Annotated in this window: 9 protein-coding genes; 1 reads left to right on the top strand and 8 read right to left on the bottom strand. The window is 37.3% G+C overall.

Annotated features, from left to right (window positions below):
• Window positions 1-6 precede the first annotated feature (6 nt).
• From ACP6L2_RS01955 to ACP6L2_RS01920, 8 genes are all read right to left on the bottom strand, one after another.
• Complete coding sequence (locus tag ACP6L2_RS01955; protein WP_440507632.1) at window positions 7-1,572, bottom strand: RagB/SusD family nutrient uptake outer membrane protein; 1,566 nt, start codon at window positions 1,570-1,572, stop codon at window positions 7-9.
• Between the two features lie 5 nt (window positions 1,573-1,577).
• On the bottom strand, window positions 1,578-4,907 hold the full coding sequence (locus ACP6L2_RS01950) for a SusC/RagA family TonB-linked outer membrane protein (RefSeq protein WP_440507631.1): 3,330 nt from the start codon (window positions 4,905-4,907) through the stop codon (window positions 1,578-1,580).
• Between the two features lie 66 nt (window positions 4,908-4,973).
• Window positions 4,974-6,092, bottom strand: a complete 1,119-nt coding sequence (locus ACP6L2_RS01945; RefSeq protein ID WP_440507630.1) for a FecR family protein — start codon at window positions 6,090-6,092, stop codon at window positions 4,974-4,976.
• 72 nt (window positions 6,093-6,164) lie between these two features.
• Window positions 6,165-6,767 carry an RNA polymerase sigma factor gene (locus ACP6L2_RS01940; protein ID WP_440507629.1) on the bottom strand — a complete coding sequence of 201 codons (603 nt, stop codon included), beginning with the start codon at window positions 6,765-6,767 and terminating at the stop codon, window positions 6,165-6,167.
• 434 nt (window positions 6,768-7,201) lie between these two features.
• Entirely contained in the window at window positions 7,202-7,396 is a 195-nt protein-coding gene (locus ACP6L2_RS01935) for a cold-shock protein (protein WP_344672730.1), read from the bottom strand.
• Window positions 7,397-7,404: 8 nt separating this feature from the next.
• Complete coding sequence (locus tag ACP6L2_RS01930) at window positions 7,405-8,535, bottom strand: DEAD/DEAH box helicase (RefSeq protein WP_440507628.1); 1,131 nt, start codon at window positions 8,533-8,535, stop codon at window positions 7,405-7,407.
• A gap of 396 nt (window positions 8,536-8,931) precedes the next feature.
• Complete coding sequence (locus tag ACP6L2_RS01925; protein ID WP_440507627.1) at window positions 8,932-9,489, bottom strand: dihydrofolate reductase family protein; 558 nt, start codon at window positions 9,487-9,489, stop codon at window positions 8,932-8,934.
• 73 nt (window positions 9,490-9,562) lie between these two features.
• Window positions 9,563-10,783 carry a metallophosphoesterase gene (locus ACP6L2_RS01920; protein ID WP_440507626.1) on the bottom strand — a complete coding sequence of 407 codons (1,221 nt, stop codon included), beginning with the start codon at window positions 10,781-10,783 and terminating at the stop codon, window positions 9,563-9,565.
• Between the two features lie 183 nt (window positions 10,784-10,966).
• Between ACP6L2_RS01920 and ACP6L2_RS01915 the strand changes: the two genes are divergently transcribed.
• On the top strand, window positions 10,967-12,262 hold the full coding sequence (locus tag ACP6L2_RS01915) for a cryptochrome/photolyase family protein (RefSeq protein ID WP_440507625.1): 1,296 nt from the start codon (window positions 10,967-10,969) through the stop codon (window positions 12,260-12,262).
• Window positions 12,263-12,268 lie beyond the last annotated feature (6 nt).

Below are 12,268 nucleotides of genomic sequence, written 5' to 3'. Positions count from 1 at the left end.
TGTCTATTATTTTTTAGCCCACCATACATCAGTACCCATATTGTCGGCACCCTTTAACATATTAGTTACTGCATCATTTACGTTTTTGCTATTCTCCGTGTATTCTTCCTGAGGATATGCTAAGCGTCTTGCCATACGACTAGTGCTCACTAAACCACCACTGTTGTTCTGCATCACTTCCATTAATTTAGGATAGCCTGTACGTCTGTATTCAGACCAAGCTTCAATACCTAATGGGAAATTAGCAATCCATTTTTGAGTAATGATACGTTCCATTTTCTCGGCTTGTGTAGCAGATTCACTCCAATTGATGGTAATTCGACTCGGTGTGCCGGTATAACTGAATTGTCCCATTGGATCCACATAGCTATCCGGACGGTTGCTTGTGTTCGCTAGATAAGATTCAGCACCAGATGCTCCCCATTGTTCAAAGGATAATTTAATCCCTTCTTCATAATTGGATTGGGCAGTACCACCTACACCTTGCCAGCCACGTAAGGCAGCCTCTGATTTTAAGAAAGCAACTTCAGCAGCATTCATCCATAAGATATTATCCGACTCGTCCACTTTCATATTGGAATACAGCTTAATGTTATTACCACTAGGGATCTGAATACCTGAACGTAGACCAAAGAAGCCATTTGTGCCCGTTGTAAAGGCAGATAGTGTAAAGTATTTCTCACGTCTTGGATCCGCATAACCATTCATAAAAGAGGTGATATCAGCAGACACACGGGAGTCACCGTTATTGTATTCATACATAATTACTCGAAATGGATTTCTATTGATCGGCTTAACAAATGCATTGTCCGCATTCGCCACGATCAAACCTGTGCTTTGTTGCAAAGCCTGTTCACCCATTTCCTTAGCCTTTTGCGGACTAACATTAGAAATACGCATTGCCAAGCGTAGTTTTAAGGAATTAGCCAGTTTAAGCCATTTTGTAACATTTCCAGAATACACATTATCCGCCTTTGGTGAGAAGTTCTGTTGCAGATTCTCTGAAAGCACCTTAATGGCTGCATTCAATTCTTCAAAAAGTTTATTATAAACCTCCTCTTGAGAATCATAAGGCGCTTCAAGTGCCCCGTTCTCCCCTATTTTAGAATATGGAATAGGGCCATAAATATCCGTCACCCTTGAAATAGCCATGACTTTGATAACATCGGCTACAGCAATAGGCACAAGTTCATTTGTAACCGATTTCACCTTTTTATGGCGGATTATAATATTTGGGATAATGTCATTGAATGCTACTCTTGCCCAGCCATTTTCCGGATTATAGGAAGCAAAATTCTTCCCATTAAATCCATTATTGGAATCGGCTAAATAGCCTGAAAAGGAACCGCCTAATAAACATTCCACAAACTGATTGGTATTGACATCCAATGGAACAACCCAAGCTTGTAGCCCCGTTAATGCAGAGGTTAAAATATAGCCATCACGCTGCACCTCTTCCGGTGTGGCGCCCCTGCCATCGGTATTATAGTCTAAGAAGTTTTTTGTACATGATTGCTGAAGCACCCCTGCCAACACAGCCATGGAAAAAACCAATGATTTATATCGTTTCATAATTTTTAAAATTTAAGCCTAACATTGAATCCTAAGTTTCTCGTGTTTGGTACCATGAAGTAGTCAATACCTTGGTAATAATTCCCCGTGCTTGCTGTTGATTCCGGATCAAAAGGAGCCTTTTTGTAAAGCATCAACAGGTTTCTACCAATTAATGACACGCTTAATTGTCCCTTCTCTTTCAATAAGGATTTCGGGAAAGTATAACCTAATGAAACCTCTTGTAAACGAACATTGCTGGCACTGTAAGCATAATATTGTGGGATACCGCTTTTATTTCCGACTACATTGTAATACGACTCGGCATTGATATAGTCTGTTCCATTGATTAACACACCACCTTGATCACGAGCTAATGCTGAATTTTCTGAAACTCCATAGTAGTCCAAGAATGCTTGAGTAGCAGAATAAACCACACCACCTAAGCGAGCAGCAAACATAAAGTCAAAGTTGAATCCTTTATAATCCAGACTATTGCGCCATGCCATATTGGCCTTTGGCAAAACACTACCGATTAAAATATCACCAACATTATTGTTCTCAGATATTTGCCCTTTCTCATCCACATAGATTAATCCACGATCATCGCGACGAATGTCAGAAAGCGAATACAAGTCGCCTAAGGTTCCACCTTCTTTCAGAATAAAGCGAGCTTGGGATAATCCGCCAACATCTAGACGATTTTTATTGATAATGGCACCTGTCTCGGGGTGTGTGAAATCGCGAACCAATTCTTCAATACGGTTTTTATTGGCACTGAAAGTAAAGTTACTTGCCCAACGAAGGCTATTTTCCCAAGTATGGTCATAACCTAAGGCCAATTCTATACCTTTATTCAAAACACGACCTGTCTGCACATAAAGGGTGCTATAACCAGATGAAACAGAGATCTTAGGGTCAAATGTTTGATTTAAGGTCATCGCATGATATAGGGAAACATCTAAATTGAAACCATTAAGGAATTTTGCTGCCAAACCAACCTCAAATGAATTGGTTCTTTCCGGTTTTAAATCGCTGATAGGATAATGTGTTCTATCCGTGTACTGCTGTGTTGCGACATCCCAAGTATAGGTAGGATTTGCTAAAAACTCAGGGAATGGCGTACCTACTGAAGCATAGGATGAGCGTAGTTTCAAGTAACTAATCGCTTCTGGAAGTTCCAAAGCCTCAGATAACATAATCGATGCACCAATGGATGGATAAAAGAATGAAGACTGTACAGAACGTGGTCCAGCCAATTGAGATGCCCAATCATTACGACCAGTAGCTGTTAGGAAATAGGTATTTTTATAGCCTAACTCCATGTTGACAAACATGGATTGTGTTTCTTGGGTTCTATCAATTAAAGGCGATTTCTTACGATCATCAATCTGGGTAATATTGAAAATATTTGGAATACCATTTTCAAGGATTGGACCTCTGATTGGGAATGAATAAGACTTATCCTGTTGTAAAATAGCACCTAAATTCGCCTGAATAGAAAACTGATCAAAGGTTTTATTAAAATTAGCAACTACATCGCCATAAATACGTTTATTCTGGATTTCTTCATTACCAAAGAAACCATTAGCAGAACCATCCGTAATCGTGGTATTAGTGGAAGCATATAACTTTTCGGTGAATCTTCCGTGAATATTATCCAATCTACCACGAGAAGTAAAACTCAACCAATCGTTCAATTTATAGTTTAAGCTTGCATTAATCATATAGCGGTTTTTCACCGTGTTACGCATATTGCGGTAGTTAATCCAATATGGATTTTGACCAACCACTTCGTTTAAACCTTGCGGCCAATATTGCGTATTGATTTTACGCTGTACATCATAACGTTCAAACATGCGGATAGCATCCCAATCATCCCCACGAGGAAAAAGGTATGCTGTAGTCAAAGGGTTAGAATACACCCCTTGGTTGGTCATGTTCTGATCGTTCTGGATGATATAATTTAATCCGGCATCAAAGCTCAACTTATCATCTAAAAACTTGGAGCTGTTGCGGAAGGTGAAATTATAACGGTCGTAAGAACTATTAGGGATAATTCCTTTGGAATTGACTGCTGCAGCAGAAGCATAGGTTTGATTCTTTTCTGTACCTGTCGAGAAGGTAACACCCTCGGTTAAGGTAGAACCTGTATGTAAGTAATCTTTTGCAGGATCGTACCCCATAAAAGTCGCATCATTTAATTTCTGGCCCCAACTTTTATCATTAACATTGCTGGCAAGACCACTTCCAGTACCATAACGATTTTGGAATTCAGGCAAAACAAATGCATTATGGAACTGTGTATTTTGACTCACACTTAAGGTAGTCTTACCTACAGTACCTTTTTTGGTAGTTATTACGATTGCTCCATTGGCAGCCTCAGACCCATAAAGTGCAGCAGCTGCAGCACCTGTCAATACCGACATGGATTCGATATCCTCCGGATTGACATCGGCTATCCCTTCAGATGTTCCAGTAGAAGCAAACTCTTTACCCTCTGTACTTTTGCGATTATACATGGGAATACCATCAATTACGTATAAGACGTTATTATCTTTAGAAATCGATTTAGCACCACGTAACACAACTTTCGATGCGGCACCTACTCCTGCAGAACTACTATTGATATTTACCCCGGCAACTTTACCATTTAAGGCATTAATCAAGTTGGCATCAGCAACTTTCGTCAGTTCATCCCCTCCTACTTGCTGTACATTATAACTTAAAGAACGCTCGGCACGTTTGATACCTAAAGCCGTTACGACAACATCCTCAATAACATTAGGATTGGCATTAAGTTGTACTTCAATCTTTTCACTTAGGGAATTAACCGTCACTGTTTGGGTCTGATAACCGATGTATTGTACACGAATTTTACTTCCGATACTAGCGTTATCGAAGCTAAATGAACCATCCTCACCCGTACTTACTGTTTGATTTTTGTCGACAAGAACAACCGTAGCACCACGAAGAGGATTCCCTTTTTCATCTTTTACTTGTCCTGAAATACGCGATTGCTGTCGCTCAGAAGTTGCGTTCGTAGCAGTCTTATTCGACTTTGCAATTGGCGTTAATAAAACTGTTTGATCTTTGATTTCGAAACCGACGTTCAGTTGCTTAGCTAAACTAGCAATAACAGTTTCTAAGGAGCTGTTTTCAAAATCAACAGCTAATTTCTCATCTCCAGAAAGCACCTGACTGGAGTATAAGATGCGAAAACCACTTTGTTTTTTGATTTCCTGCACCAAGGTGGAGACCTTGATTTGTTGCTTCCGCAACGAGATTACACCCTGACCTTCTGCTGCTATCGAGATTTGGAATAGCAATAGAAAGAAGCCAAGGGTTCTCATCATTTTTAATGATTTTAACCTCATAATTTAAGTTAGTTTATAATAAATTATTAATTACATTTCCGATAATTATCGGATTTCAATAGTTCGTCCCTGAACAGCAAATTGTACTGTACTGGTTTTGCGCAATAAATCCAGTAATTCCTCCACTTTAGCATATCGAGAAACTTCACCATTGAATTTTATTTGTTTGTTAGATGAATTCACATATTTAACATCCACATCATACCAACGCGACACTCTTTCCATGATACTTTCCAAGGGTTCATCACGGAATATGAATAGTTTATTTTTCCAATCAATGAAGTCTTCCACTTGAACATTCTTTAATGTCGTTCCATTCGGATTACTGCGTGCTTGTTGACCAGGACGTAATATTTCTTGGTTATTTACTTGAACTTTTCCCTCAATCAGGGTAGTCACTGTTTCTGCTTGTCTATAGGTGTTTACATTGAATGCTGTTCCTAAGACTTTCATTTCTTGAGCTTCGGTTTTCACCACGAATGGATGGGCAGCATCTTTTTTAATTTGGAAATATCCTTCACCAGAAAACTCGACTTGGCGTTGATCTTGAAGATGAAGGTTAACAGGAAATTTCAATTTCGAAGAAGCATTGAGTAGGATTTCACTTCCATCAGGCAACAATACATTGTATTGACCACCTCGAGGTGTTTCAATGGTATTGTAAGCCGTGGTGGAATTGGTATTTTGACCTAAAACTTTATATTGCAATAATCCATCTTTATTTCGGCTTATTTCAACACCTTGATCCGCTATTCCTTCTTGGGATATGCTGGACAAATCAATTTGTCTTCCATCACTTAGTGTCAAGACAGCCTTTTCAGTTCCTGGAGTAATTGGACCTTGCTGCACCTCTTCAACTTGCGCTTTTTTAGTTTTGTGCTGATGGCTTAGATTCCATGTTAAGGTCAATCCAAACAATAACACAGCTGCAGCAGCTGACCATTTCCAAATTGGAATTCTCGGTTTCGAAAGAGATTGAATTTCTTGTTCTTGTGTGGAATTGGAAATAGCTTGCCAGATTCGCGCTTTTTCTTCCTCTGAAGGGATCCGATCTGTATTGTTAAGGTTATTTTCTAACCAAAGTTCAAGCAATAGACGTTCCTCTGGAGTACACACTCCAGCATGGTATTTATCCAACAATTTAGCTATATCAGCATTGGTCATAATTGGTCTCTATTAGCCCTAATTATAGACATGTTGCACAAGTAGGGCGTTGGTAGTATAAAAAAGTGAAAATTATTTTTTGTCAAGGAGGTAAAAGATGATTAACAATGTCTCAACACTCTTATAACCAATCTTATGCTTAAAGATTTTTAAGACAGAATTGATTTGTTTCTTGACGGTAAGTTCAGATATCTGTAATTGAGCAGCGATTTCTTTATGGCTTAATTGGTCGATACGACTTAACCTAAAGACTTCTTGCATTCGGGGAGAGAGTTGCTGAATTTGTACTTCTAAGAACTCTTGCAATTGTTTTTCTTGGAGTGTATCCAAAACGGGATCATAGAAAGGACTAACAAAGCGGACAATCTGGTCAACATATTGGTCTTGATACTTTTTTTTTCGTAACTGAAAAAGCATCTGTTTTTTAAGGGCCATAAATAACCAAGCTCCTAAATTATCAACTTGTAATTGGGCACGTCTTTGCCATAAGGAAGTGAAAACCTCCTGTATGCAGTCTTCAGCATCGTCTTCCTCTAAATTCAGACTGTATGCATAACTGTATATTTTGTCAATATGCCGATTATAAAGCAGCTGAAAAGATGTGGTATCTCCATCCTTTATTTTCAAAAACAAATCTGCATCTGATAAGCTTTCCTTATCCCCTTGGAATACCATGCCAATTTATAATTTAGTGTGCTATTATTAGAACCTTAAAAAAGGACTTTATGTAAAAGTAGAGGCTCTATATGCCGTATACTTTCATGAAAGTAAAATTAATAAACCACAAACGATTAACAAACAGTTAGCAGGTTATTATTAAAATCGTAAAAAAGATAAAATTTTTTAAATAGAATGAGAGCTAAGACAGCAATATTCCATCTTTCCATCAAACAAAACCGCGAATACATAAATATATTTTTTTCATGTAAACAGGTTTATTTCATGAATATAGGAACAGGAGATGCGAAATGGACTATTATATATAGTGTTTAAGTTGGGAATTATTTGATTTCGGAATGCAGCACAAAGTTAATTAGGAGATCAGTACCAAAAAGAAAAGGTTGAATTACCATTGATAATTCAACCTTTCCATAAAAAGTTAAAATAGACTATTTAACTACGCGTACATTAACTGCGTTTAATCCTTTTCTTCCTTCTTCTACGTCATACGTCACTTGATCTTTTTCTCTGATGTTACTCACTAAACCAGTAGTATGAACAAAAATATCAGCTCCACCGTTGTTTGGAGTGATAAAACCGAAACCTTTAGTATCGTTAAAAAATTTTACTGTTCCTTCTTGCATTGTAATTATTATTTATTGTTATTAATTTTTTCTTTTTTACTATCTATTTTAAAACCTATTAGTTTTTCAATCTTTTGTAACAACTGTCTTTCTTCCGGACTACAAAAAGAGATGGCATGGCCAGTCTTTCCTGCTCTACCTGTACGTCCAATACGGTGTACATAAGTTTCCGGGTCTTCGGGAAGATCATAGTTTATTACATGTGGTAATTCTTTGATATCTATCCCTCTCGCTGCAATATCTGTAGCTATAAGTACAGGTATTTCACCAGCTTTAAACAAAGCTAATGCTTTTTGTCTTGCATTTTGCGATTTATTTCCATGAATACAAACACTATTCACGTTTTTCTTAATCAAAGATTTTGCCAAACGGTCTGCTCCATGTTTAGTTCGTGTAAAAACCAAGGTTTGCTTGTATTCTTTTTGATTCAGCAAATCGGACAAAACGATTGGTTTCTGCTTCTTTTCCATAAACATAACCATTTGATTTATCTTTTCCACTGTCGAAGAAACAGGAGTGACACTTATTTCCTTTGGATTCGTAAGAATATCCGCTGCTAATTTACGAATTGCAGTAGGCATGGTAGCTGAAAACAGTAAGCTTTGTCTGTTTTTAGGAATTTTTGCTAAAATTCTTTTAATATCATGGATAAAACCCATGTCCAACATATTATCAGCTTCATCCAATACCAAGCACTTCACCGCATCAAGATGAACAATCCCCTGTCCTACCAGATCCATTAAACGACCAGGAGTGGCAATCAAGACATCCACACCTTTACGGATAGCATCGACTTGCTTTTTTTGTGGTACTCCACCAAAGATGGCTAAATGGGATAAAGAAAGGTTCTTGGCGTAAAAAGAAATATTCTGATCAATTTGAATAGCTAATTCCCGAGTAGGAACAAGTATCAAAGCACGAGTTTTAAAGCTCTTTTCTTTCTGTTTACTTAGGGATTGTAATATGGGAATAGCGAAAGCTCCAGTTTTTCCAGTTCCTGTCTGAGCACAACCTATAAGGTCTTTTCCAGAAAGTACAACCGGTATTGCCTGCTTTTGTATTTCAGTTGGTTGTACATATCCCTTCTCTTCCAGGGCACTTAAAATGGGAGCAATTACTCCTATATCTTTAAAATTCATTAACGCAATCTATTACTTTAACCCTTTGATTAGCACAAGGGCTAAGTTATTTTTTATTCAACAAGACCTTCTCCGCATAAATTGGAGCATGTTAAAATTGTTAATCGTAATATATTGGGAAATTATTCTTAAAGGATTCTTTTCCAATTGTCAACACTTAAGTCGTTATATCTCTTTTAACGAATTCTTGGCAACTGAAATAGTTATTATGATGGTTGATCATGTAGATTTTTCCACCAGCATTACCGTAGCAGGGCCTTGCTTTAGCTCAAAGATAGTGGAAATTATTGGAAACGAATTTTTTATTTTTATTTAAATCATCAATTAATGAACTAATTATGTCCTAATACGGGTAAATATGCTTGATAATAGCCAAAAATAACAATGACCAAAATCTTATGATGACGCTATTTTTTTGGGTAAATAAGTGAGTTCAATCACCCCAGAACGGAAAATCCTTGTATTTTCGAGCTTTAAAGAGAGTGATTGCTTCAAGTTTTCAAAGAGTTGTTTTCCATTTCCGAGTGCTATTGGATGAACAGATAAAATATATTTATCGATTAAGTCATTTGTAATAAAAGAATTAATTAAACTTGCCCCTCCATACAACCAAATATCCTTTCCAGGTTTCTGTTTAATAGCTGCTACCTGCTCCACTAAATGTTCTGAGATATAGGTCACTCCAGCATCTTCCCTCATTTGTCTTGAGAACACGTATTTATGCATGGCGTGAATCTTCCTCCACATAGCTTGCTCGCTATGATCAGCTGTCTCATCAACCTTATAATTCCCCCATTCATCATAACTTACTCTTCCGTAGAATATGGTATCTACACTGTCCAAAAAGCCTTCAAAATCCATTTCTGGATCCATAATACACCAATCAATCTCCCCATTGCTTCCTTCGATAAAACCATCGAGTGAAACCGCAAGATTTAAAATTACTTTACGCATAAGTATAGTACCTCCCTCAAATTGATGAATGAAGTAAGATAGAAATGAAAAGGCTCAATTACAAAGGATATTTTTAAACAGTTAGATTCCCTAAGGGTTTACCATCGTCTCGGATAAGGGATAAATTTAACTTAGTTGAATTAGCTTGAACTTGAATAACAGTGCGATTACCCGGTTTAGGCCCACCTCCTATAACAATTGGAAAATTGTGTTTACCAGGTACTGCTGGGTGAATACCAGGTTTATGCGTATGCCCACAAAGCATTAGGCTAATGTTAGCAGCATTAAGCAAATCACCCCATTCTTTAAAATACTGGGTTGCAGCATGAAGTTCTTTGCCAGCATAAAAAGGAGGAATATGTGTCACAACGATTCGATATTTGGCATCACGACAAGCAGGTTTTGCTAATTCTTCTTTGAGCCAGGCAGTTTGTTTAGTTCGGTAAGCATCAAACTCCGTTAAACCCCAGTTTGCCGCATCATCATCAGAGCGCGTTTCGCCAGAATCCATGACCAGCATATATACCGGCCCTTGTCGAAAACCATAATAAAAAGGATGATTAACTCCACGCATATAATCGGTAATCTGACGAGCATGCGCACTCCAGGTTTCGTGATTACCTCTGGAATAGATTACAGGAATGCTAGACTTCGTTAAAAGTGACATTGGAGCCAAAACATTCGTTATAAAATGATCCGCAGTCTTTATAGAACTGACCATATCCCCATTAAGCACATAAAAATCAGGTTGTTTAATGACACTCAATTTTCTCAATTCGGCAAAAGAAGTTGGGGTTTCGTGTATATCATTAAAGACAATAAAAGATGTTTCTAGCTGATTAGGTTGTGGACCTTTTAAGGAAAAGACTGGACTTTTTTCCTTTGGTCCAAATTGGCTATCCTTCCGCTCCAATTGAATAACTTCTGAGGCTTCAATTTGATAATGATATGGAATATTCGGGTTTAAATTAGCTAAAGGTATTCGATGTATCGTTCCAACATGGGCCATTCCATCCCTTACTTCCCTGGTTTTTTGATTTAAGTTTTCAGATTGCTTACCATAATGAACCCAGCAAACTACATGTTTTTTAAAAACACATAAAATTTCTAATTCTACATCTCCCCTTCGCCAGATTAATGGGTTACAAGCAAAAAGGCCATCCTGGAGCTGAGCTTGTTCAAATGGAACAGCAAATGCATCAAACTGTGATAAACCCAAACTACCCAATAAAAAGGCAGCAGATTTCAAAAAATAACGACGGTTTACCTGGTTTTGTTGGTTGATATCTTTCATTGTTTTATTCAAATAATGCAGCCTAAATTAATGTAGTGGTATTAATTAGGTTTAAAGGAATCATTATCAATTAAATATACTTAAAGATTCTCTTTTATTATCAAAGAATTTCTTTTAGAGCCTTTAAGTGATTAATTTTTGTTGATATAATAGCTATTTTTAAACTTTTGAGGCTATTTATTTATGAAGAAAAAGGTATCTATTTTTTGGTTTCGTCGAGATTTAAGGTTAAAGGATAATGTAGGTTTAGCCAATGCTTTAAAAGGTGGTTCGCAAGTATTGCCTATTTTTATTTTCGACCCTACTATTCTAAATCAATTGGAAGATAAGACAGACCGCAGAGTAGATTATATTCAACAGGCTCTTCATCATTTAAATCAGCAATTAGAAAAGAAAGGCTCTTCACTAAGATGTTTCTATACAAATCCAATTCAAGCATTCACCCAATTATTGGAACAATATGAAATCGATACGGTTTACTGCAATATTGATTATGAACCTTATGCACTCAAACGTGATCTTGAGGTACAATCTTTTCTAGGAGATCAGAGCGTTTCCTTTCATTCGTATAAGGATCAAGTCATATTTGAAGGATCGGATATTTTAAAACAGGATGGAAAGCCTTATACGGTATTTACACCCTATTCGAGAAAGTGGTTAGAGAAAGTGAACGAGAAAATGCTTCTTCCGCAAGAAATGAATTGGGAAAGGTTAGTCCAAATTCAGGCACAGAAAATCATACCTCTTAGTGAATTAGGATTTAACAAAACCGAAATCAAGTTTACTGTTCCTGTGTTAGATAGTTCCATAATTGATGCTTATGAGCAATGTAGGGATTACCCATCTTTGGATCAAACGACACATTTAGGCATAGCTTTCCGATTTGGAACATTAAGTATCCGCGAGGCGGTAGCATTTGCCTTAGACCATAATCAAATATGGTTAAAGGAGTTAATCTGGCGTGAGTTTTTCATGCAAATACTTTATCATTTTCCACAAGTTGAACAGCAATCATTTAAACCAAAATACGACCATATCCCTTGGTTGAATAAGGAAGCAGATTTTGAGCTCTGGTGCTCTGGGAATACAGGCTATCCTTTGGTGGATGCAGGAATGCGTCAATTAAATCAAACAGGATTTATGCATAATCGTGTCCGAATGTTGGTTGCAAGTTTTCTATGCAAGCATCTCCTTATTGACTGGCGATGGGGTGAGGCTTATTTTGCAAAAAAACTCGATGACTTTGATTTAGCTTCCAACAATGGTAATTGGCAATGGGCAGCAGGTTCAGGTTGTGATGCTGCTCCTTATTTCCGAATATTTAACCCCAATATCCAATTAAAGAAGTTTGACAAAGAAAATCTTTATGTCAAAAAATGGGTTCCAGAGTATGGTACAGATCAATACCCCACACCTATTGTAAACCACGAGGAAGCAAGGAAAAGAGCTTTGGCAGTATACGCCGGTGCCCTATCTTAAATTCTT

Origin of the sequence: Sphingobacterium lactis (assembly GCF_051951495.1) — a bacterium.
Classification (GTDB): Bacteria; Bacteroidota; Bacteroidia; order Sphingobacteriales; family Sphingobacteriaceae; genus Sphingobacterium; species Sphingobacterium lactis_A.
This window is presented reverse-complemented; position numbering and strand designations above follow the sequence as displayed.